This window comes from Hymenobacter sp. BT559 (assembly GCF_016427535.1).
Lineage (GTDB): Bacteria > Bacteroidota > Bacteroidia > Cytophagales > Hymenobacteraceae > Hymenobacter.
Map to the genome: position 1 here is coordinate 804,816 of NZ_JAELXV010000001.1, position 23,153 is coordinate 827,968.

The window sequence follows — 23,153 nt, forward strand, 5'->3', positions numbered from 1 at the left end:
CCAAGCTATGTATCCTGCCTTGCTGGCCAATGTGGCTCAGTACATATCCCTTACCTCTGCTGAGCAAGCCTATTTCAGCAGCTTGCTGGTGCCGCTCCGGGTGGCGCGTTTTGGCTATGTGTTGCAGGCTGGGCAGCCTACTCGCTCCCTATTTTTTGTGGTGCGGGGCTGCGTGCGCACCTATGCTACCGATGCGCACGGCCAAGAAACTGTGCTGGGCTTTGCCTGGGAAGGGTGGTGGGGTGGCGATGCCGCCAGCGCCATGGCGGCGCGTCCCGCTACCCTCACTATTCAAGCACTCGAAACGACCGAGGTCTTGCTCCTGAGCTTGGAGCGACTGGAGCAGCTTTGCACGCGCGTGCCCGCCTTCGAACGCTTCTTTCGCTTGCTGTTTCAGAATGCTTTTCTACTGGAGCAGCGCCAGCGATTGGCCTTGCTACAGTGGCCCGCCGCCGAGCGCTACGCCCGCTTTTGCCGCCAGTACCCGCGCCTTCGCCAGCGGGTAGCCCAGAAGTACATTGCCTCGTACCTGGGCATGACCCCCGAGTTTTTGAGCGCGCTGCGCACCCGGCACGGCTAGGCGCTAATTCTTAAGAAAGCTTAAGTTTTTGGGCGTTTGCCTAGGGGAGCTTTGTGATTAGTTAGCTGCGCTAGTGATGCAGCCGCTTTTCTTCCTCTATTTCTTCTGGCGATGACTCCGCTCGTATTCATTCCTGGCCTGCTGTGCACGGCCGAACTCTTTACGCCTCAGCTAGCCGCTTTGTGGCCCCACGGCCCCGTGATGGTGGCCTCTACGTTGCAAGGCGACACTATCGCGGAGATGGCCACCGCGATTCTGGCGCAAGCCCCGCCTCAGTTTGCGCTCGTGGGCTTGTCGATGGGGGGCATGATTAGCCTCGAAATTATGCGCCAAGCGCCACAGCGCGTACTGAAGCTGGCTTTGCTCGACACCTCGGCCCAGCCGGCCTCGCCAGAGCAGGCCATCTTTTTTCGCGGCCTGCTGGACCAGGCGCGCAGCGAGGACGCGGCCACCGTGCTAGGAGAAACGCTAATCTCGGTTCTACATCCGGCTCACCAACACGACCCAGCGCTACGGGCGGTCAATCAGCGCATGGGCGCGGCCGTTGGCTTGGCAGGCTTTGCCCACCAAGTAGAAGTTGTGCTCTCCCGCCCCGATAGCCGACCCAGTTTAGCCGCTATTGCCGTGCCCACCCTCGTGCTGGTAGGCGAGCAAGACCAACTGACACCGCCCGACGCCGCCAGGGAGCTAGCAGCGGGCATTCCGCACGCCAGCCTCATCATTATTCCTGACTGCGGACACGGCTCGACGATTGAGCAGCCGCAAGCCGTCAATGATGCTTTGCTGAGCTGGTTGCTTGACTAACAACTGCTTTTAGCAGTGCTATGCTGGCAGCGCGTACTATTTAAAATAGAGCATTACCCCACTTACAAGTTGTAGAAGACCGTGCTCAATGCGTGGAATGTTGCGCTCGGATTATTAAAAGCTAGAGGCGCGGCACCCACGGCGCGTCTCCCTCAAAGAGGCGCTCTAGAGTATAGCGCTTTGTCCCACTTGTCTTGGCTTTTTGGTTTTATGAGGGCGCCCCGCGCTGCCCACCGGCAACTGCGCGAATCGACGCAGCTGCCGGTGGCGGCCTAGGGTGGGTTGCGAGTTCAGACCATTGTCGAAGGCTAGTTTAATGAGTTTTGTAAGCGCCGCTAGTAAGTGCAGCTAGGGTGAAAACCGACTGCTTGTTACGATGCTAGCGCAAACTGCAAGCTAGCCTCAGCGGGGCGGCTTGTTGGTGGAGAACGACTCGCTTTAATGCCTTGGCTACGGTAAGTTGCTGCCGCTAGGTCGCCCCGCTCGGGCTAGTCTGCAGCTTGAGTGAGCTACCTTGCACGCTGCCCGTACCTGCCAGCGGCACCACCTTATTGCCCACACTCTGGTAGCTACTCCTGCTTCTCATGTGGACTTCTTCCCGCAAACGCCTACGCCGCTTAGAGGCGGCCTGGCACCAGCCAGTCGCGCGCGCTCCCCGCTACTTCTCCTTAGTGGCTCGCTACTACGACTACGTGCAGCACGAGCCTGCCTACCAGCACCTGCCTGACCAAACCTGGGAAGACTTGAACGGCGACCTGCTCTTTGGCCTGCTCGATGCCACGGTGAGCCCGGTAGGCCAGCAATGCCTCTACCACCGCCTGCGCAGCCCGCTCGCCGACGCGGCCGCCTTGCACGAGTTTGATACGGCCACGACCCTGCTGGCGCAGCAACCCGAGGTCCGCGGGCAAGCCTTGCTCGCCCTCGACCAGTTGACGGCTGACGAGGCGTATTACCTGACCGATTTGCTGCAGGGGGAGCCTCTACCCACCTTGCCTGGCGCACGTTTCGCGCCGCTGCTTGCAGTGGGGCTGCTCCTCACGTTGCTAGGTGGCTTTTGGCTCCCTGGGCTCTGGATGGCCACGGGGGCGTTAGCTCTCACCAATTCTGTGTTTCACTTCTGGCAGCTCAAGCGGATTAAAAACTGTGTTCGTCCGCTGCTGCAGTTAGGTCGCTTGCGTCGGGTGGGCCAGGCGCTGCAACGGGCGGCCCTGCCTCTGCGGCCGCTGCAGTCGCTGGCCGCGCCCCTAGACCGGTTGAGGGATATCATGTGGCAAGTAACCTTCTTTCAGGTACAAGATAACTTGCTGATACTAGACCTGCTCAAGATGCTGCTGCTGCTCGACGTGCTGCTGTATGGCCGCTGCCGAGTGGCCGTGCAGCAGTATGCGCCCGCAATTCGGACCGTCTTTGAAGCAGTGGGCTACGTCGATTGCGCCCTGGCCGTGGCCAGCTTCCGCCAGCGCCACACCACTTGTGTGCCCCATTTTGGGCCGGCAGCCGAGGGTATTCAGTTGCACGCTGCCTACAACCCGCTGGTGCCGGGGTGCGTGCCCAATGACCTGACCCTAGACGGGCAGGGGGTACTACTCACTGGCTCGAACATGTCGGGCAAGACGACCTTTATGCGCACGCTGGGTGTGAACGCGCTGCTGGCCCAGACGATAGCGACGTGCCCGGCCACTGCCTACTGCGCCCCCTTTTGCCGGGTGCTCACCAGCCTTACCCTAGCCGATAGCCTACCCACGGGCAAGAGCTATTACTTAGTCGAAGCCGAAACCATGCGCCAACTGCTACTGGCCTGCGACGCGGCTCCCGGCAGCTACCTGCTGCTGCTTGATGAGCTGTTTAAGGGTACGAATACGCAGGAGCGCATCGCCGCTAATAAGGCCGTGCTGGCCTACTTGCAGCCGCGCAGTTGGGTCGTGGCGGCCACCCACGATGGGGAGTTGGGCACGCTCCTGCAAGACTGCTTTGTCGAATACCACTTTTGCGAAACGGTTACGGCGGACGACTGGTATTTCGATTACCGCCTCAAAGCCGGGCCGCTGACCACGCGCAATGCCATTCGCTTGCTGGCTCGTCTGCATTACCCAGCGCAAGTGGTTGCCGCTGCGCAGGCACTCAGTGCCACGCTAGCCACGCGGGCACCTGAATCGGAGGAAGCCGCTTCACTGGTTGATTCAACTGTGCAGGAAAAAAACGTGGCAGACTAACCAAGTATTTATAAAGATTATGGCCTGCGCTGGCGTGGTTTTTCTAGGTGGTAAGCGACTCTTTACAGCGTATAAAATGTGTTCGTTACTAATTTTTTAACTAGAGTAATACAACAGCTAAAGAGTCGGCACCCACGGCGCGGCGCCCCCGAAGATGCGCCCTAGGGTATAGCGCTTGGCCTCCTTGGCCGTAAGCTGGTGCGCCCACTTGGCGCGCGCTTCCGGGTTGGCGCCGGGGCCGGTAGACTGGTACTCGGCGTAGTAAGCGGTTTTCTCGTTGGCCGCGTCACGCCAGTTGTCCCAGCCCAGGGGCAAAATGTGCGGGCCTAGCTCGCAGTTTAGATAGACTGTATGCGAGTGGGGCCGCCAGGGCCGCCCTAGGTACACTTTGTGGGCCGCCGAGTCGGCGGTGAGGCGGCAGTTCCTAAACACGAAGCCATATGCCTGCCGCTTGGTAGTAGCCGCCGCCGCAATGTAAGAATTACGCTTGCTGCGGATTTCGCAGTTGTCGAACACCGCTGTGGCGGTGCCGAAAATGAAGTCCGTAGTGCCCTCGATGTAGCAGTCTTGGTAGTACTGCCGGCTGTTTTCGACGGCTGGAAACAGCGTGTCTTGGTTGCCCAGCATGCGGCAGTGGCGGAAGGTGGCCCGGTCGCCCTCCACGTGCAGGGCCACGGCCTGGCCCACCGGCCCGGCTGCGTTTTCGAAGGTGATGTTTTCGGCCGTGAAGTCGTTGGCCTGTACCAGTACCGTGTGCGAGGTATACGTAACGTGGCCGGCCGCATCGCCGGTGTGGTCGCCGCCCGTGATGACAGTGCCCTCGCGGCTTTCGCCCACTAGCCGCACGTGGGTTTTGTGCGAGGGCACTACCAGCTTCTCGCGGTAGATGCCGTTCTTAATCTGAATCGTGACCGTGACCTGCGACAAATCGCGCGAGGCATTCACGGCCTCCTGAATAGTGCGGTAGTCATCCGAGCCATCCTGCGCCACGCGCATCAGCAGCACCTGGGGCGGGGGCGCCGGGCGGGCCGGGGGCATACCATCGGCGGGCTTGGGCGGGGTAGGGGCGACTTGGCCTAGGGCAACTAGCGGCAGCAGCAGGAGCAGGGCCGCAGGAGCAACGTATTTCATGGCAAGGGAACCTAGGGTTGGGGTTGGTCGGGATTCCAGTCGCGCAATACCTTGGCGCGGGTGTAGCGCTCGGCCTCGGCGGCCGTGAGCTGGTGCGACCACGCCACGCGGCTCTTGGGCGCCGCGCCGGGGCCGGTAGACTGGTACTCGGCGTAGTAGGCGGTTTGCTTATTGCTTTCCTTGCCCCACTCATCCCAGCCCTCGGGCTTGATGAGCGCGCCCAACTCGCAGCCTAGGTACACTACCTTGGCGTAGGGGCGCCAGGGACGACCTAGGAAAAAGGAGTTTTTGGGTGCGTCGCCCATGATTTTGCAGTGCCGAAACACGTAGCCGTAGCGCGCCGTGTCAGGCGTAGAGGCAGCCGTGACGAAGCCGCCGCGCTTGCAGAAAATGGTGCAGTCTTCAAACCACGCCGTGCCCGCGCCGAAGATGAAATCGACCGTGCCCTCGATGTAGCAGTCCTTGTAATACTGCCGGCTGCCCGGCCCAAAAGTGTACAGCGTGTCTTGAAAGCCCAGCAGGCGGCAGTTCTTAAACTTGGCCCGGTCGCCGGCCACCCACACGGCCACGGCCTGGCCCACCGGCCCGGCTGAGTTCTGAAAGGTCAGATTCTCAGCTGTGAAGTCGGTGCCGTAGATGTAGATGCTTGACGAGCCCGAGGTACCCATCTCTTCGCCGAAGCGATTTTTCTTCTGGTTGTAGTCGTCGAAGGTCAGGATGGTCTTGTCGCGGTCTTCGCCCACCAAGTGCACCAGGGTTTTGCTGCCGGCCAGCACCAGCTTCTCCTTGTAAGTGCCTTTTTTGATGAAAATGGTCGTTTCCTTCTTTCGCAAATCGGGCACCGCATTAATGGCTTCCTGCACCGTGCGGAAGTCGCCCGAGCCATCTTGGGCTACGGTGAAGGTGCCGATGGGCCCGGCTGGCGCGGCTGCTTGGGCTGGCGCAAGGCTGGCTAGGAGTAGGAGCCAGCTCAGAACTAGCCATAACTTGTTTTCTGTCATAATTTTATATTGGTTGTGATTTGTCGACGTCCGTCCTGCAGCGCGCAGCGAAGCATTTCGCGTGCAGACGTTTGCGAACGTTGGAGAATGCTGCGCCATGCGAGATGCTTCGCTGCGCGCTGCAGGACCGTCGTAAGTAGAGTTACTTAGCTATCGGCGCGATGTGCCACCAGTCTACATCAGCGTAGCCAGTGGAAGCTGTGGTGTTAGGGCTGAGGCAGAATACGCCCATTTTTGCACCCACCCATCTGCCCTCGCGGGCCGTGAACTCGGCACCTAGGGGCGTGAACTGCTGCCCATCGAGGCTGTAGCTGAACTGGCACTTGGCGCCCGGCCGCACGGCCACGCGCAGGTACAGTGGCTGGCCTGCGGGTACGGTAACGGCGGGCGAGGGTACTTCGGCCGCACCCTTGTCGGCGCTAGTGCATATTACTTGTGCGAGCTGCAAGTGGCCAGCTTGGCGCGTGACACCTAGGTAGGCATAATCCATTCCCATCATCACGAGGCCTGCTTTTTCGCCCTCAGCTTGGGGCCGAAAGGTGAGCTTGGTAGTCGCCATGAATTGCTCGGCGGGTAGCTTCTGCACAAGCAGGCTCGGTACTTGCCAGAAGTTTTGGTAAGTGGCCGGACGCGGCGCGGCGGCCAGCCGCACGCTGCCCGGCGCAGCCGTGAGCGAGTACCAGCTAGGCTGCGGGTTGGCCTGCCATTGCCACTGCAAGCCCAGAGTCTTGCCCGAAAACTCATCGGAAGTACCGGGCGTAGCTAGGGTCACTTTGCCGGGCACGGCAGGCTTGCGGTAGGTGAGCGCGGGCTCACCGGTGCCGTCGCCATCGGGGTCGAGGCCCATGACGGGCCAGTCGTTTTTCCAGGTCATGGGCTGCAAATGCACCACCCGCCCATAGGCACCCTGGTCCTGAAAGTGCAGAAACCAGTCTTGCTTGCCATCGGGCGTATCAACCCAGGCGCCTTGGTGCGGCCCATTAATGGGCGACTTACCCTGCACCAGCACAATCTTGTCTTCGTAAGGCCCAAAGACGTTTTTGGAGCGCAGCACTACCTGCCAACCAGGCTTGACGCCACCGCCTGGCGCAAAAATGTAGTAGTAGCCGTGGCGCTTATAAAACTTGGGTCCCTCGATGGTCGGGTGGTCCTTGTGCCCGTCAAATACCAGCTTGTCCTCGCCTAGCAAACTCAGCCCGTCGGGCGCCATTTCGCTGACGTGGATAACGCTTTTGATGCCTGCCCTGCTGCCCGCGAAGGCGTGCACGAGATAGGCGCGGCCGTCTTCGTCCCAGAAGGGGCAGGGGTCTATCCAGCCCTTGGCCTGCTTCACGCACACCGGCGCCGACCACGGCCCAGCCGGGTTCTTGGCCTTCGTCACAAAGATGCCGAGGTCGGGGTCGGGGTAGTAGAGATAAAACTCGCCCTTGTGAAAGCGCAGGGCGGGGGCCCACACACCATTGCCGGGCTGCGTCTGGTCGTAGCGGTCGCGGGGTAGCTGCACGGGCAGCGCCGCGCCGATGATGGTCCAGTTGACGAGGTCTTTGGAATGCAGAACTTGTAAGCCTGGCACCGAGCTGAAGCTCGACGAGGTGAGGTAGTAATCAGTGCCCACGCGCACCACGTCGGGGTCGGAGTAGTCGGCGTAGAGCACCGGGTTTTTATACATCCCGTTGCCTAGGTCGGGTACCCAGACCTTAGAAAGGGTGGAAGCAGCTGGGCTCTGAGCCCTGGCCGCGAAAGCCAGGGCCCAGAGCCCAGTAAGTGTCAGCAACGAAGTTTTGGCAATGCGCAGCATGGCAAAGGGCAGGGTGGGGAAGCAAGGCTGGCGAGCCAGCGCTTCCCCACGGCCGCCTAGGCCCCGGAGCCGCGCCGCCTTACCAGAAAATGGTGTAAAGCGTCGTGATGATAGCGAGCACTACCACCGAACCAATCGCAAAGCTGCGGTGGGGGCGGAACATGCTGCTGTCGATTTCCAGGCCTTTGGGGTTGGTGCGGCCGTGGCCTTCGATGAGGCTGATAATGGCCATGCCCACGATGCAGAACACGAACACAATGCCCATGCGGTCGAGGAAGGGAATCTCGTAGATGTTAGAGCCTTCGGGCTTCACGGCGAAGCCGAACGGCGCCAGGAACGAGAGGTCCATCAGGCCGGGCAGGAACTTGAGCACAATCGAGAACAGGAAGCCGCCGATGGTGGCGAATAGTGCGGCGCTCGACGTGGTTTTCTTCCAGAAGAAGCCCAGGATGAACATGGCGAAGATGCCCGGCGATACAAAGCCCGTGTATTCCTGAATGAACTGGAAGCCACCTTTCTTGTCGATGCCCAGGTGCGGCGCAATAAGGATGCCTAGCAGCATTGATACTACTACCGAGATTTTGCCCACAGCTACCAGTTTCTTCTCCGAGGCGTTCACGTTCAGTACCTTCTTGTACACGTCGAGCGTGAAGATGGTCGCAATCGAGTTAGCCTTACCAGCCAATGAGGCCACTACGGCCGCCGTAAGCGCCGCAAACGATAATCCTTTTAGGCCAACAGGTAAGATATTGAGCAGTACTGGGTAAGCGCGGTCGGGATTGAGGTCAGCACCCGAGCCAAACTCGGCAGCACCAAATACGTTTTGCTTATAAAGCACGTAGGCCGCAATGCCGGGCAGCACCACAATTACGGGCATCAGCATCTTGAGGAAGGCTGCGAAGAGCAGACCACCGCGGGCGGTAGGCAGGTCGGCACCTAAGGCGCGCTGCGTGATGTACTGGTTGCAGCCCCAGTAGTTGAGGTTCACAATCCAGAGGCCGCCGAGCAGTACCGTCAGGCCGGGCAAGTCGAGGTAGTTGGGGTCGTCGCGCTTCACAATCATGTGGAAGTGATTGTTAGCCTCGTTCATCAGCAGGTTAAAGCCATTGACCACGCCCGTGGTGCCGAAGTGCTCCGATACTAGGTTGAGGGCCAGGTAAGTAGTAGCCAAACCACCCAGGATGAGGAAGAACACCTGAATAACGTCGGTGAAGCCGATAACCTTCATACCGCCCAGCGTGATGATGACGGCCGCAATAGCCAGCGCGTACATGCAGAAGGTCAGGTTCAGGCCCGATACGCTGCTCACGGCGATGGCGCCTAGGTACAGAATCGAGGTCAAGTTCACGACCACGTACAGCGCCAGCCAGAAAATGGCCATAATCATGGCCACCGTGCCGTTGTAGCGCTGGTGCAGGAACTGCGGCATCGTGAAGATTTTATTCTTCAGGTATACCGGGATGAAGAACGTGGCCACGATGATGAGCGTGACGGACGCCATCCACTCGTAGGCCGAGATAGCTAGGCCGATTTTGAAGCCCGAGCCGGCCATGCCCACAAACTGCTCGGCCGAAATGTTGGAGGCAATAAGCGACGAGCCAATGGCCCACCACGTTAGCGACCCCTCGGCGAGGAAATAATCTTTGGAGTCGCCTTCTACCGTGCCGTCGTGGCCGGTTTTGCGATTATAAATCCAAATGCCATAGCCGGCTACTATTAAAAAGTAGACGAAAAAGACTATGTAGTCGAGGGTAGCGAGCTTGTTCAAGGTGGGAAAATGAAAAACTTGGAATAGGTGGTTTGACGGCGAAAGTAGCGCTGCGCTGCAGTCCTGCCACCTATCGGTTTGTTTTATTTTTCCAATAACCAACGGCCCAAGTCCTTGCCGGCCTGAAAATTTTCATATACTGCCGGTATTTTGCGCCCGTCGGTGTACTCGTTGTACAGCCACGGGTCGCCGAGCACAAACACCTTACCCTTGCCTAGGGTGGCCGTAGCCATAATGACCTGGCCGGCCGCATTGCTCACCAGCGGGCGGGCCGGTGCTTGCACGCGCAGCACCGATAACTCTTTGACGTAAGCCGTCTTGGCCTGCGCAAACACCGCCTTGCCGCTCCCTAGGTCTACGCGGCCTTGCTCAAACTGGCTGCCCTGCACCATATTGATGCTTTTGTCGGTGAACTGCACACCGAAATTCTTGGCTAGCTCATTAAAGTGGCGGATTTCGCAGTTGGCGGTGTCGTTGGCCAGCAGCACCAGTGAGCCGCCGGCCTTTACCCACTCGGTAATGGCTTTGCTGTCGGCCGGCTGGATATAGTTGGGCGCAGGGCTCTCTTTCTTGGTGTCTGGGTCCACGATGATGTAGACATTCAAGCCCTTGAGCGAAGCCGCCGTGGGGGCGCCGGGCACGGCCACAGTCTTGGCGCCCAGCTCGCGGAGTTGGTTGCCCCACAGCCAGAAGCCGCCGTGGCTGCGCTCTTCCCAGGTGTAGTGCCACTGCTCGGGCTGGCCGGTGAAGGCGTTCTTGCGCAGCTCGTGGTTGAAGTAATAATCCAATCCGACGGTCTTGCCTTGGCCCACGGCGTTTTCGGCCGCTATCTCCATTTCCACGCTCGCCAGGATAAACGGCCCCACGCCCTTCAGGTCGTTTTTGCGCAGCGGCTCGCTGAGGTAATACTCGTAGGAGCCATCGCGGTAGGGCGAGCCGCCCAAGCCGCCCACGCTCACGGTGCCATTGAAGGCTAGCGCGCCATTTTCAGTGGCCACGAAACTCTTCACCAGGCCATCGTAGCCCTTCTTGGCTATGGCCGCATATTTCTTGTCGAGGTACCCTAGGCGGGCACCCTTGGCTAGGGCGTAGACAAACATGCTGGAGCCCGAGGCCTCGGCGTAGTTGCCCTTACGGCCTTCCTGGCCCATCACGAGGCTCCAAGTGCCGGTTTTGGGGTCTTGGTACTTGGCCAGCACCGGCGCTAGGCGCTGCATGTCCTTGATGAGCTCAGCGCGGTGCGCGTTGCCAGCGGGCAGGTAGTCGAGTACATCGACCAGCGCCATGGCATACCAGCCAATGCCGCGGTCCCAGAAGTTAGGCGACTGGCCGGTGGTTTTGTTGGCCCATTTCTGCTCGCGGCTTTCGTCGTAGCCGTGGTAGAGCAGGCCAGTTTTGGGGTCTACTAGGTTCTTCTCAATCAGCGCAAACTGCTTGGCCACATCGTCGAGACCCTTGGTGTCGGCGGTGAGGGCGCTGTACTCGGCGTAGAAGGGCTCGGCCATGTAGAGGCCATCGAGCCACATCTGGTTGGGATAGCGCTGCTTATGCCAGAATCCACCCGCCTTAGTGCGCGGCTGGGTGTCGAGTTGCTTGCGCAGGGTGGCGGCGGCCAGCCGATATTTCTCCTGCTCGGGCACTGAGGTTTGGGCCAGCAGTAGCACCGTGTGACCTACGGCAATGTTATCAAGGTTATAGTCTTCCAGCTTGTAGGTGCGGATACTGCCATCCTTGCCCACAAACTGGTCGATATTCTTTTTGATGTATGTGAAATACCTAGGGTCGCCGGTGCGCTGCCACACGCGCTCCAGCGCCCGGTCCATCAGGCCCTGCTCATAGTCCCAGCGGGCCGTTTTGCGGTCGCCCACCACAATGGAATCGGGCTGCCACGCCATAAACGCATCGGCCATGCGCTGCGACAGGGGCTGCGTTTGGGCCGAGGCGAAGAAAGGCGTAGCGAGGGTGGCGGTGAGCAGGAGGGTGGGAAATTTCATAAAGTAAGACCGCCCTGCCGTGAGACCCCACCCCCCGGCCCCCTCCCCTCCGGGAGAGGGGGAACCTGACGATTTGATAATGCGACGGAGCAATTATTTCAATAAAAAACTTAGTGAAATTGCGTTAGGCTCCCCTCTCCCGGAGGGGAGGGGGCCGGGGGTGGGGTAACTCGTTAGCGCGTGGCTACCACTACCGTTTTCTTACCCACTTTCTGGCCCAACTCCACGTCCTTCTTGGCTAGCTTAGTGTTAGTATTCGTCAAGCGGATGCCTTGGCTGCGGTCACCGGTCACGCGTAGCAGCAGGTCGGCGCCGCTGGCGTAGCGCAGGTTGTCGAAGCTGATGTTCTTGCTGTTCTGCACTTCGAGCACGGGCTTAGTTTGGGTCGAAAGCAAGGTCACGTTTTTGAGGCGAATGTTTTCGGCCTCCTGGCATAGCATGCCTTTTTTGCTTTCTAGGGTGATGTTTTCGAGGTTGATGTCCTTAATGTTCATCTCGGGCAGGCCGCGTACCAGGATGCCCGTATCGGCGCCTTTGCACACCACATTCTTGATGTAAAATCCCTTAAACTGCGGGGTGCCCTCGCCCAGCGGCTGCGCCGCAATCACGGGCGGCTCGCTCGATTCGCCAGCCACCGGCACGGGGTCTTTGGCGGCATAGTACATGTCAAACAAGATGGCTTGGCCGGCAATATCCGTCATGGCGACGCCATCGACGTGGATATTCTCGACCACGCCGCCGCGGCCGCGGGTTGTCTTGAAGCGCAGTCCCACATCGGTACCTAGGAAGGCGCAGTCGTTCACAAACAGGTTGCGGGCGCCGCCCGACATCTCGGAGCCAATCACGAAGCCGCCGTGGGCATGGTACACCTTGCAGTGGCTAAATACGAAGTTTTCGGTGGGCACGCCGCGCTTGCGGCCTTCGGCGTCGCGGCCGCTCTTGATGCAAATGCCATCGTCGCCTACGTCGAAGGTGCAGCCTTCCACCAAGCCGTTGCGGCACGATTCCAGGTCCAGCGCGTCGGTGTTCTGGCCATACCAGGGGTTTTTGGCGGTCACGCGGCGTAGGGTAATATCCTCGCACAGCAGCGGGTGGATAGTCCAGGCCGGCGAATTTTGGATGGTAAAGTCTTCGAGCAAAATCTGCTTGCAGCGCGTGAGGCTGAGCATATTGGGCCGTAGAAAGTCGCGGATGTCATCGAAGTCGCCGGGGTTCAAGCTCTTGCGTGGAGTGCCGGCTGCTACCAGCTGATTGCCCTTGCGCGAAGAGGCCGACGGGTACCACGTGTCCTGCTTGTCGTTGAGCACGCCGCCCGAGGCCACCAGCTTCTTCCACTCGCCTTCGCTGAGCTTGTTCTTCTTAACAAGCCGCCAGGCATCGCCCGCCCCGTCGAATGTGCCGCGACCCGTGATGGCAATGTTCTGCAAGTCAATCCCCGAAATGGGGGCCTGGCTGCGAATAGCATCTTCGCCTTCCCAGGTGGTTTTCACGAGTGGGTATTTGCTGCGGTCGGCCGTGAACTGCACCAGCGCCCCCGGCGCCAGGTGCAGGTTCACATTGTTTTGCAGTACAATAGGCCCCGTGAGCCACAGCCCGGCGGGCACCAGCACCGTGCCGCCCCCCTTCGAAGCGCAAGCCGTAATAGCTTTTTGAAACGCTTCCGTATTCAGGGTTTGGCCATCGGCTACGGCTCCGTATTGGCGCAGGCTAAAGGTATCCTTCTTAAACTGAGCTTGCCGCACGGTGGGTAGCTCGGCAGCGGTGGTGGGCAGGGCCGGAGGGGTAGGAGCCACGGGGCGAGCAGCAGCAAGCGCCAGCAAGGCGCCCGGAACAAGCAGCAAGTGCTTCATAAAGGAGAGGAAACGGCTAGGTCCCGTAAGGAGCTAGCGCGACGGGGTGGGAGCGGCGCAAAATAAAACGATTCCGTGCCAGCCTAGGAGGCTAGCCAGAAACTTAGTGGGGGAATACTAACCTGCGGCCGTCGTTGGCGCAAGCTAGAGCGGCGATTTATTTGCGGCATCGTTACCGGCAACGTTGTCGGTGAGCCGTGGCGCAGCAAGTAGGGGCTTGGCAGGCATAGCTTTCGCCCACCCGCCAGTGCCGACCTAGAGTAGTCAACGTCCCAATAAGTAGTACAATTACTAGGGGGTAGGGTGGGGCGTAGCTCGCGAAAGCACCACCGCCGCCAGCCGGCTACTTGGCCCCTAGGGTGCCCGCGGGCCGTGATACCGGGGCGAGGCGAGGCTTACTTTTGCGGCAAATTTTAAGGGTGCTGTGTATGAAAAAAATGCTTACGCTAGTGGTTGCGTTGGCCGGTGTGCGGCCCGCTTTGGGCCAAACTACCCCGGCGGCGGCCGATTCGGGGCGGGTGCGCTACTGGGGCACTAGTCTGAAAGCGGGCCTGAATGCCAACGAGTCGCTGCTGTCAGATAACTGGAAAGGCGGCGGCGCGACCACCGTTGGCGTGAGCGGGCTTTTCAACGGCAAAGCCACCTATCATCGCGAGCGCCACACCTGGGCCAACCAGGCCGATTTTCTGTTTGCCTTTCAGTACGCCAAGGGCCAGGGCTACCGCAAAACCCTCGACCGCCTGTGGCTCGATACCAACTACGGCTACGACCTGACCAAGAAATGGGGCTTGTTTACGGCGGTGAACTTGCTAACGCAGTTTGCCCCCGGCTATCAGTACGACGACGACCAGCCGCGGCTCGTGTCGAGCTTTCTGGCGCCGGGCTATGTCACCAGTTCCTACGGCATTGAGTATCACCCCTCGGCGCGGTTCAAGCTGCGACTGTCACCCTTCTCTCCCCGCCTCACGGTGGTGCGCGACCTAGCGCGCTTTCAGGGCGCGCCCACCGATGTCATCTACGGCGTAGACCCTGGCCGCACGGTGCGCTGGGAGGTGCTGGCTGCGCAAGCCTTGGCCGAGCTCGACCAGCCCCTAGGTTCTAATGCTAACCTGAAGGTGCGCTACGTGCTGTTTGGCAACTACGAAACCTTTACGCCTCAAAAGATTGACCACCGCCTCGACCTCACCATCACGGCCAAGGTGAACAAATACATTAACGTGAGCCTGAGCGGCATAGTGCTCTACGACTACGACCAGGACCCCGGCGTGCAGTACAGCCAGAGCCTGGCTCTGGGCATCTTGCTGAGCCGCGAGCGGGCCGCCACGGCCCCTAGGTAGGCGCCCCGAGTCTATTGCCCTAAAAGCGTGGTATGCAGCTCCGCTTTGGCTTCGGCCACCGTGCGGTGCAGGCTGGTCGTGATGGGATACTCTGGATAAGCCAGGGCGTTGGCGGAATAAGTGTTTACCGTAATCTGGCCAAATACACTATCGGGCACCACGAAGCTCACGTGCCGAATGCCGGCCAGGTACGCCCGCCGGTTCCAGTCGGTAGCCAGCCACTCTTGGTCGGCGGCCCGGATGGCGCTGTGGTTGCGGGTATCGGCGAGCCACCCCAGCGGCTGCGTGTGCTGGGCTTCGGCTCGGTATAGCTCCAGGCCCCGGTCCATGAGCGCGCGAAACTCCTCGCTGTTGGCAAAGCCATGCCAGGCGATAACGAGGCAGGGAACCTCGGGCGCAAGCATCATATCCCCGTAGGGTTGGGCATAAAGGACGGTATCGGCCACAGAAAAAAGCGTGGGGAAAGGGCTACCGCGCTCACCAGCTTATACGCATATACTATGACCTAGGGTATGTGCCCGGGTAGAGTAGGGCTACCTTTGCGGCCGTTTTTACCTCCTCTATATGCCCCGAATTTTACTGGCCGCTGCGAGTATCGCGCTGGCTTTGCCGCTGGCTGCGCAGGCGCAGCGCCCTGCTGCCCCCGCCGATAGCGCTGGTGCTAAGCGCCTTCAGGAAGTAACCGTGTACGCTACCCGCCTAGGGCAGCTGGCGGGCCAAACCGGCCGCTACGTGACCGTGGTGCCCGGCACGGCGCTCAACCGCTACCCCGTCACGTCGCTCGACGACCTGCTGCGCTTTTTGCCGGCCCTAGAGGTGCAGAGCCGCGGCAGCTTTGGCGCCCAGGCCGACATCACGCTGCGCGGCAGCACCTTCAACCAAGTGCTGCTGCTGCTAGATGGCATGCGCCTCAACGACCCGCTGACCGGCCACTTCGCGGGCTACCTGCCCATTGCGCCGGCCGAGATAGAGCAGATTGAGATAGTGCGTGGGCCCGGTGCGGCGCTCTACGGGCCCGATGCCGTGGGCGGCTTCATCAACATCGTAACCAAGACCTTTGCCGCCACCCACCGCCCCGATGGCGTCGAGCTGGCGGGCACTTTCATGGCCGGCGAGTATGGTCTGAAAAGCACCAACGCCGGCTTTTATGGCCAGGAGAAGGGCTTGCGCTTTGCGGGTGGTATCCTGAACAACACGGCCAGCGGCCAGATGCGCGACGTGCCCAGCAACGCCCAGCGCAACGACGTGAAGCTGAATACCTACTCGCTGTCGGGGGCGTACCAGATTACCGAAAAGTTCAGCGCGGCGGCTCGCGCCAGCTTCGACCGGCGTGACTTCAACGCCCAGTATTTCTACACCACCAACCCCACCGACCAGGCCCGCGAGGTAGCCACCCGCGACTGGTACCAGGGCCAGCTGCGCTACGATTGGAGCGAGCGCGCTCGCACCGAGCTGCAAGTAGTAGGCACAGCCAGCACCGATGTGTATGTCTTCACGCCGACCTCGGTGGCCAGCGACCACCTCATGCACTACCTCAATGTGCAGGGCCAGCACCAGCTGCAACTGTCTAACAAAGTGCGCGCTACCCTAGGGGGGCAAGCCGACCGCCGCGCGGTGCAGAGCAACGACCGCGGCGACCACGCGGTTTGGCACACGGGGGCGTTCGCGGTGGCTGTAGTGGCGCCCACTCCTCGCTTGAACCTCACGGCGGCCCTGCGTCTCGACCACGACCAGGCTTACGGTACCGAGCTGGTGCCGCAGCTCAATGCCAGCCAGCAGGTGGGCGAGAAGCTAACCGTACGCGGGGCAGTGGGCCGCGCCATTCGGGCGGCCAATTTTACGGAGCAGTACAACTCGGCCATTCGCCCCGGCATCGTGCCCACGGGCTTCAATGTGGGCAATCCCGGCCTGGCCGCCGAACGCACCTTCAACTACGAAGCGGGCTTCGACTACCAGCCCGTGTCGGCGTTCACGGTGCGCAGCACGTACTTCAACCGGTATGGTAAGAACCTGATTGACTACGTCAGCCAGCCGGGCCGCCAGGTGATTGAGGCCACGGGCTTTACCAACTTGAACCCGAATGCGACCTACCGCTTTGCCCAAAACCTGTTTGCCGTCACTACCCAGGGCATCGAAACTGAGCTGACTACCCGCGCCCAGCTTACGCCCGGCCTGCGCCTCGATGGCTCGGTAGGTTACACCTGGGTGCGCCTCAGCAAGGATGGCGATGTGGTGTCGCAGTACTTGTCTAATGTGGCTCGGCACCTAATATCGGGCAATGTGAGTCTTACGCATCGCCGCGGCACGCTTACCCTAGGTGGCCTTTTTAAGCAGCGCGATGCCCAAGCGGCCGCTGCCATCAGCCGCGAGCTCACGCCGAGCTACGCCGTTTTTAACGCGCGCCTCGACCTAGCCCTGCTGCCCGAGCGCCTCTGGCTCACGGGCCAGGCTCAGAACCTGTTCAACGCCAAGTACTCGGACCTCCTAGGTGCCCAAATGCCTACGCGCTGGCTCATGGCCGGCGTGCGCGTGGCCCTTCGCCGCTAAGTGCTTAAATGATAAGCTGTCATGCTGGGATTGCGAAGCATTTTCTCCCGGTTGAGATAACCTTGCGTGATTAAGATGCTTCGCGGGCTCAGTATGACAGGCGTTTTTAGAGCCTGCTCGGTTAGGCCCCACGCGCGTCACGGGCCTTGGTGGACTTCCACGTTAATAAGAAAACGTTAGCATTGATTTGTCGCAGCTATGAACGCTCTAACCTCTACGCCTGGTCCTGCCGCACCGCGCCGAGTGCTACTGCTGTTGGCGTTTGCGGCGGTGTACCTCATTTGGGGTTCTACTTATTTGGCGGTTAAGTATGCCATTGCCACGTTGCCGCCGCTCCTTATGGCGGGCGCTCGCTTTCTGTTGGCGGGACTGGTGATGTCGGCGGTTGGCCGGGCATCGGCCGACTATGAGCCGCCCACCGCTGCACAGTGGCGCACCAGCGTTGTAGTTGGAGCCCTGCTGCTGATGGGGGGCAATGGCGGTGTGGTGCTGGCCGAGCGCTACATTCCGTCGAGCCTGGCCGCGCTGCTCGTGGCCGTCGAGCCCTTTTGGATAGTGCTGCTGAGCTGGTTATGGCTGCGCCAGCCGCGGCCCAGCGGCAAGGTGCTGCTGGGGTTGCTGCTGGGTTTTGGTGGGGTGTATTTGCTAGTGGGCGAGCAGCTGGGCATCGGCTCGGGCTCGCGGCAATTGCTGAGCGCAGGGGCAGTCATTGGGGCGGCCTTTTGCTGGGCAGCGGGTTCGCTCTATGGCTTGCGGGCACCTAGCCCTAGGTCGGCCGTGCAGGGTGCGGGCATGCAAATGCTGGCCGGGGGCGTGCTCTTGCTTGTACTGGGCCTGCTCGTTGGTGAGGGGCGCGAGCTGCACCTAGGGCAGGTGTCGCGGGCGTCGTGGCTGGGCTTTGGGTACCTAGTGGTGTTCGGCTCGCTGGTGGCCTTCACGGCCTACAGCTGGCTCATGAAAAACGCCCCCGCGGCCCGCGTAGCCACCTACGCCTATGTCAATCCGGTAGTAGCTGTGCTGCTGGGCTGGGTTATGCTCGGCGAGGCCCTTACCGGCCAGATGCTGCTAGGCGCGATAGTTATCGTAGGCTCGGTAGTACTCATCACGGCGCCATCTGAGAAGGCTGGCTGATAAGTCCATGGTATGGTATTCGCTAGGGAAATGCTACTTGCATTCCTCACTGCTAATCCCTTTTTCTGATGCGGCACCTTCTACTAGTTGGGTTCTTTTTGCTAACCACTTTACTGGGTCGGGCGCAATCTCCTGCCCCAGATACCTCGCCGCCGCTAGCTGCTAGCGAAGCTGCAGTAGCCCTGGATACCGTAGCAGCTTTGCACAACTTTTATCAGCACAAGCGGCGGGCCTTACCACGGGTACTGCTCATGACCGGCGGAGCTTTTGCGCTCACTATTCTCATTCATAATATGTTTGCCGATGAGCCGCGAAATTTAAGTAGTGCGTTGCTACCGTTCTCTCTTGGAGCGTTAAGCGTTCCCGTTTAGGTGGTGAGGCGCTTTATTATAGACAGTATAACAAGCGCCACGAGCGGCGTACTATCGAAGAATTTCAAGCGCACCAGTTGCGCCAAGAGTTGCGAGAGCAGTTGCTACCAAAGTATTTCCAGCCAGTACCGCTGGCTAGGTAGTCAGAAGCGACTTCGCCTTTGCCCAAGTAGCTAGGTCAATAGACTTCACCGCGATATCGCATTCGCTCGCACCAGCCCCTGACAAGGCAAGCAGTCGCACTAGCTTTCCTCTAAGATAAAACGAAGGTTTATACCCAAATACTTCATAGCAGCTCCGGCTCGTCATCACTTCTAACACCACTCGCACCCACAAAGCCGACCTTTTCACGACGTATTTTTGTTGATTAGTCAGCCCAGCGCAGCTGGGCGTATCCGTTTAATCCGACAAATCCGTTTGAATCTGCGATGAAGGTATGTCTTGCCGAAAAGCCCAGTGTAGCCCGTGAAATTGCCCAGGTCATCGGGGCCGACCGGCGCATGGATGGCTACTACGAGGGCAACGGCTACCAAGTAACGTGGACCTTTGGCCACTTCTGCCAGTTAAAGGAGCCCGACGACTACCGCCCCGAGTGGAAGCGCTGGAACCTGCACGACCTGCCCATGATACCCGACGCGTTCGGTATCAAGCTCATGCGCCGCGACGACGGCGTGGTCAAGCAGTTCAACACCATCAAGCGCCTGCTCGACGAAGCCACCGAAGTCATCAACTGCGGCGACGCCGGGCAGGAGGGCGAGGTCATTCAGCGCTGGGTTATTCACGAGGCGAAGTGCCGCAAGCCCGTCAAGCGCTTGTGGATTTCGTCGCTCACCGAAGAAGCTATCCGCCAAGGCTTTCAGAACCTGCGCGAAGGCAAGGAGTTTGACAGCCTGTACCAGGCAGGGCGCAGCCGCGCCGTGGGCGACTGGTTGCTGGGCCTGAACGCCACGCGCTTGTTCACCCTCAAGTACACCACCTACCAGGACAAGCAGCTGCTGAGCATCGGGCGGGTGCAAACGCCCACGCTAGCTTTGCTGGTAGCCCGCCACCACGAAATTGCCAACTTCAAGCCTGAGCCGTATTGGGTCTTGAAGACCGAATACCGCAACACCACCTTCACGCGCATCAACACCGAGGCCGAGCAAAAGGAAGCCCAGGATGCGCCCGACGAGCAGTCGCGCCTGCGCGCCCTAGGGTACTTTGTGAAGGAAGATGAGGCCAAGCAAGCCCTCGAAACGGTGAAGCCTGCGCCGCTCACCGTCACAAGCGTTGAGATTAAAAAAGGCCGCGAATCGCCCCCTAGGCTCTTCGACTTGACCTCGCTGCAAGTGCAGTGCAACAACCAGTTGGGCCTCTCAGCCGAGGACACGCTCAAAATCGTGCAGGCTTTGTACGAGAAGAAGGCCGTGAGCTACCCTAGGGTCGATACCACGTTCTTGCCCGACGACGTGTACTCCAAGATTCCAAGCATCCTGCGGGGCATTGGGTACGAGAACTTCACGGGGCCGCTGCTTGAAAAGAAGATTCCGAAGACGCCTAAGGTTTTCAATAACAACAAGGTAACCGACCACCACGCCATCATTCCGACGGGGAGTGGCCGGCCGAGCGGGGGCATGGAGACCAGTGTGTACGACATCATCGTGCGCCGCTTCATCGCCGCGTTTTATCCCGACTGCGAAGTCAGCAACACCACCGTGCTGGCCGAGGCGGCGGGCTTCCTGTTCCGGGTGCGTGGCCGCCAGATTCTCAGCCCCGGCTGGCGCGTCATCTACGGCGACCCTACGCAGCAGGCCGCGCCTAAGCCCGCCGCCCCGGCCGGCGAAAAAGCCGCCACCGGCGCCGAAGAAAACGACGACGTAGTAAGCACCGTGCTGCCCAACTTTACGAAGGGAGAAAGCGGCCCACACCAGCCGCGGCTGGAAAGCAAGATGACGCAGCCGCCCAAGGACTACACCGAGGCCAGCTTACTGCGCGGTATGGAAACGGCCGGCCGTAATATCGATGACGACGAATTGCGTCTGGCGATGAAGGAAAATGGCATTGGCCGCCCCAGTACCCGTGCCGCCATCATCGAAACGCTGTTCAAGCGCAACTACATCCGGCGCGATAAAAAGCGCATCCTGCCCACGCCCACCGGCATCGAGCTCATCGGCCTCATTCGCAACCCCACGCTGAAATCAGCGGAGCTAACCGGCCAGTGGGAGAAGAAGTTGCGCCAAATCGAGCGCAATGAATTGCCTTCCGACCAGTTCTTAGAAGAGCTGAAGGGCTTGGTGCGCGAGATGGTGCAGGAGGTGAAAACTGACCGCAGCGGCCGGGCAGTGTCGTCGGCCCCCGCGGTCGTTGCCGAGCCACCTAGGGCCAAGAGCCAGCCAGCTAGCACTGGTACAGTTAAGGGAAAAGCTAGTAGCGCGCCTGCCTCGGCCACCGGCCTAGGTGCTTGCCCGGCCTGCAAAACCGGCCACATCCTGCGGGGTAAAACGGCCTTTGGCTGCGCTCGCTTCCGTGAAGGCTGCCAGTTTCGGCTGCCCGCCGAAATCCTAGGTAAGAAACTGACTGACCCGCAGGTGAAAGCGTTGCTGAGCAAAGGCCGCACCCAGCTCATCAAGGGCTTCGTGACGGGCGCGGGCGAAAAGCTCGACGGCGCGCTGACGCTCGATGCCAAGCTGCAGCCCGAGCTAGTGCCCGCCGCCGAAAGCAAGCCTACCACCGCCACCGACCCCGGCCAGATACCGTGCCCGGTGTGCAAGCTCGGTACCATGCTCAAGGGCAGCAGCGCTTTCGGTTGCTCGCGCTTCCGCGAAGACTGCCAGTTTCGAGTGCCCTTCGAGTGGGGCGGCAAGAAGCTGACCGACACGCAACTACGCCAGCTCCTACGCCGCGGCGAAACTGGCGTCATCAAAGGCTTCCTATCAGCCAAAACCGGTAAGAAATACGACGCGGCGCTGAAGGTAGACGAAGGCCGCGTGATACCGGTGTTTCAGTAGTTCCTGTTCTACTTAATAACAATTGTCATGCTGAGCTTGCAAAGCATCTTATCGTGCAAGGTCCTGACCTGATAAGATGCTTCGCAAGCTCAGCATGACAACTGTTGTTAAGTGATACTTACTTCTTCGCTTTGGGCTTGGGGGCCACGTAAGGCTTGCCGTTGAGCTTGGTGCGGGTGGCAGTACCTAGGGGCTTGCCGTCGCGGAACGTAACCTGGTGGTCGATGCTCTGGCCATCGGCTTTGTAGTAGGTCCACTGGCCACTGGATTTACCGTTTTTGTACTGGCCTACTTCGGCCTGGGTACCATCTTCGCGCAGCTCGCGGTAGGGCCCCGAAAGTATGCCTTTGAGGTAGGTGCCTTCTTTCCAAAGCTTGCCCGAAGCGAAGTATTGTTGCCCTAGGCCGGTTTGCAGGCCATTTTCGAATTGCTGGCGCGATTGCACTTGTCCGTTTTCAAAGTAGGTGAGGCGCTCGCCTTGCAGCTTGCCAGTAGGGGCGTAGGTCTCGACTTTGCGGGGCGTCTTGCCGTCGGGGTAGTACTCGTGCCAGGTGCCCACGGGATGGTTGGCGCGGTACTGCTCCTCGGCCTGGCGGGTGGGGGTAGCGGTGTCGTAGTAACGCACCGTTTTGTGGTCGCGGCCCTGGGCCGAGTAGTCGGTTTCCTCTTTGAGTTGGCCGCTTTCGTAGTAATCGAGGGCGCGGCCGGTGGGCACTCCTAGGCGGTAGGTGGTCTTGCTTTTGAGCTTGCCGCTGGGGTAGTACGAGGTAGCCAGGCCATCGAGGGCTGCGGTGCCGGTGCGCGGGGCCACGCGCTTGGTGAGGTCGTCGCCAAGCTTATTGGTTACGGCGCGTTCCTTCACGGCGGCTGGCGAGTAGTTGCCCTCCGTCTGGAGCTGGCCGGTGGCGTAGTACGAGCGGTAGGTGCCCTTGCCAGTTTGGTCGTTGAGCACGGTCTCGCTTTCCAGTTGGCCGGTGTCGTAGTAGGTTTTGTACGAGCCGCTCAGCAGGCCGCTGCGCAAGGTGCCTTCGCTCTGCACTTTGCCATTGGGGTAGAAGAACTTAACCGCGCCATTGGGCTGGCCGTTGACGTAGGTGACCTCGGCGGCGGGCTGACCGCTGGCATACAGCTCGCGCACGGCCCCCGTGGGCTGGCCCTTGCCATCTAGGGTGGTTTGCAGCTTGATTTCGCCGGTGGGGTGGTAGGTGGTGAGCGGGCCACTGGGCGCATCGTCTACAAAAGTGCCCACCTGCGCCACTTTGCCACCTTCATAGTAGGTTTTGAAGGGGCCTTGGCGCACGCCGGCGCGGTAAGTAGCTTCGAGCCGCCGCTGGCCATTGGGGTGATACTCAACGTACACCGAGTCGCGCTTGCCATCGGTGTAGCGGGTTTGTGCCTCTAGCTGGCCGCGGTAGTAAAAGCGTTTGTAGGGCCCTTGCATCACCGTGTCGGCGGCTACGAGCGCCCGAAAAATCTCGCGCGGGTGGGTTTTGGTCGAGTCGAAATACGTGATGACACGCTGGCTACGCTGGCCGTGAGCCGCCAGCGGCAACGCGAATAGTAGGAACAAAAAATGCCTCATGGCCGCAAGAACGTTAAAATCGCGCTTTCCGTGCGCTTTGGTGCGCGTTGCAAAAAGCT

The 23,153-nt window shown here is 60.3% G+C and carries 15 protein-coding genes; 7 read left to right on the forward strand and 8 right to left on the reverse strand.

The window, feature by feature from the left end:
- The first annotated feature begins 7 nt into the window (after positions 1-7).
- From JAO77_RS03295 to JAO77_RS03305, 3 genes are all read left to right on the forward strand, one after another.
- Complete coding sequence (locus JAO77_RS03295; protein ID WP_198988872.1) at positions 8-580, forward strand: Crp/Fnr family transcriptional regulator; 573 nt, start codon at positions 8-10, stop codon at positions 578-580.
- Positions 581-691: 111 nt separating this feature from the next.
- A complete protein-coding gene (locus JAO77_RS03300) occupies positions 692-1,384 on the forward strand; it encodes an alpha/beta fold hydrolase (protein ID WP_198988874.1) in 693 nt (230 codons plus the stop codon).
- A gap of 584 nt (positions 1,385-1,968) precedes the next feature.
- Positions 1,969-3,597, forward strand: a complete 1,629-nt coding sequence (locus JAO77_RS03305; protein ID WP_198988875.1) for a MutS-related protein — start codon at positions 1,969-1,971, stop codon at positions 3,595-3,597.
- Positions 3,598-3,714: 117 nt separating this feature from the next.
- On the opposite strand, the gene JAO77_RS03310 is transcribed toward JAO77_RS03305, so the two are convergent.
- From JAO77_RS03310 to JAO77_RS03335, 6 genes are all read right to left on the reverse strand, one after another.
- On the reverse strand, positions 3,715-4,728 hold the full coding sequence (locus JAO77_RS03310) for a pectinesterase family protein (protein ID WP_235998191.1): 1,014 nt from the start codon (positions 4,726-4,728) through the stop codon (positions 3,715-3,717).
- 11 nt (positions 4,729-4,739) lie between these two features.
- Positions 4,740-5,729 (reverse strand): pectinesterase family protein, encoded by a 990-nt coding sequence (locus JAO77_RS03315; RefSeq protein ID WP_198988877.1) that lies wholly within the window; start codon positions 5,727-5,729, stop codon positions 4,740-4,742.
- A 142-nt stretch (positions 5,730-5,871) separates the two neighbouring features.
- The gene (locus tag JAO77_RS03320) at positions 5,872-7,527 is read right to left on the reverse strand and encodes a glycoside hydrolase family 43 protein (RefSeq protein ID WP_198988879.1); all 1,656 of its coding nucleotides are present in this window, start codon (positions 7,525-7,527) and stop codon (positions 5,872-5,874) included.
- Positions 7,528-7,606: 79 nt separating this feature from the next.
- The gene (locus JAO77_RS03325; protein WP_198988881.1) at positions 7,607-9,295 is read right to left on the reverse strand and encodes a sodium/sugar symporter; all 1,689 of its coding nucleotides are present in this window, start codon (positions 9,293-9,295) and stop codon (positions 7,607-7,609) included.
- Positions 9,296-9,378: 83 nt separating this feature from the next.
- Positions 9,379-11,289, reverse strand: a complete 1,911-nt coding sequence (locus JAO77_RS03330; protein WP_235998192.1) for a glycoside hydrolase family 88/105 protein — start codon at positions 11,287-11,289, stop codon at positions 9,379-9,381.
- Between the two features lie 173 nt (positions 11,290-11,462).
- Positions 11,463-13,139 carry a glycoside hydrolase family 28 protein gene (locus tag JAO77_RS03335; protein ID WP_198988882.1) on the reverse strand — a complete coding sequence of 559 codons (1,677 nt, stop codon included), beginning with the start codon at positions 13,137-13,139 and terminating at the stop codon, positions 11,463-11,465.
- A gap of 428 nt (positions 13,140-13,567) precedes the next feature.
- Here JAO77_RS03335 and JAO77_RS03340 point away from each other — a divergent pair, with 428 nt between their 5' ends.
- Positions 13,568-14,476 (forward strand): DUF3078 domain-containing protein, encoded by a 909-nt coding sequence (locus JAO77_RS03340; protein WP_198988885.1) that lies wholly within the window; start codon positions 13,568-13,570, stop codon positions 14,474-14,476.
- An 11-nt stretch (positions 14,477-14,487) separates the two neighbouring features.
- On the opposite strand, the gene JAO77_RS03345 is transcribed toward JAO77_RS03340, so the two are convergent.
- On the reverse strand, positions 14,488-14,922 hold the full coding sequence (locus JAO77_RS03345; protein WP_198988887.1) for a hypothetical protein: 435 nt from the start codon (positions 14,920-14,922) through the stop codon (positions 14,488-14,490).
- A gap of 118 nt (positions 14,923-15,040) precedes the next feature.
- On the opposite strand from JAO77_RS03345, the gene JAO77_RS03350 reads away from it, so the two are divergent.
- The 3 genes from JAO77_RS03350 to JAO77_RS03360 all read left to right on the forward strand — a co-directional run bounded on the left by JAO77_RS03350 (position 15,041) and on the right by JAO77_RS03360 (position 21,512).
- Positions 15,041-17,023: a TonB-dependent receptor plug domain-containing protein gene (locus JAO77_RS03350; RefSeq protein ID WP_198988889.1), complete on the forward strand. Its 1,983-nt coding sequence runs from the start codon at positions 15,041-15,043 to the stop codon at positions 17,021-17,023.
- Positions 17,024-17,221: 198 nt separating this feature from the next.
- On the forward strand, positions 17,222-18,154 hold the full coding sequence (locus tag JAO77_RS03355) for an EamA family transporter (protein ID WP_198988890.1): 933 nt from the start codon (positions 17,222-17,224) through the stop codon (positions 18,152-18,154).
- Positions 18,155-18,953: 799 nt separating this feature from the next.
- Entirely contained in the window at positions 18,954-21,512 is a 2,559-nt protein-coding gene (locus tag JAO77_RS03360; RefSeq protein ID WP_198988892.1) for a type IA DNA topoisomerase, read from the forward strand.
- Between the two features lie 118 nt (positions 21,513-21,630).
- Here the strand turns inward: JAO77_RS03360 and JAO77_RS03365 are convergent, their stop codons facing one another.
- Positions 21,631-23,082, reverse strand: a complete 1,452-nt coding sequence (locus JAO77_RS03365; RefSeq protein WP_198988893.1) for a toxin-antitoxin system YwqK family antitoxin — start codon at positions 23,080-23,082, stop codon at positions 21,631-21,633.
- Positions 23,083-23,153: the final 71 nt, after the last annotated feature.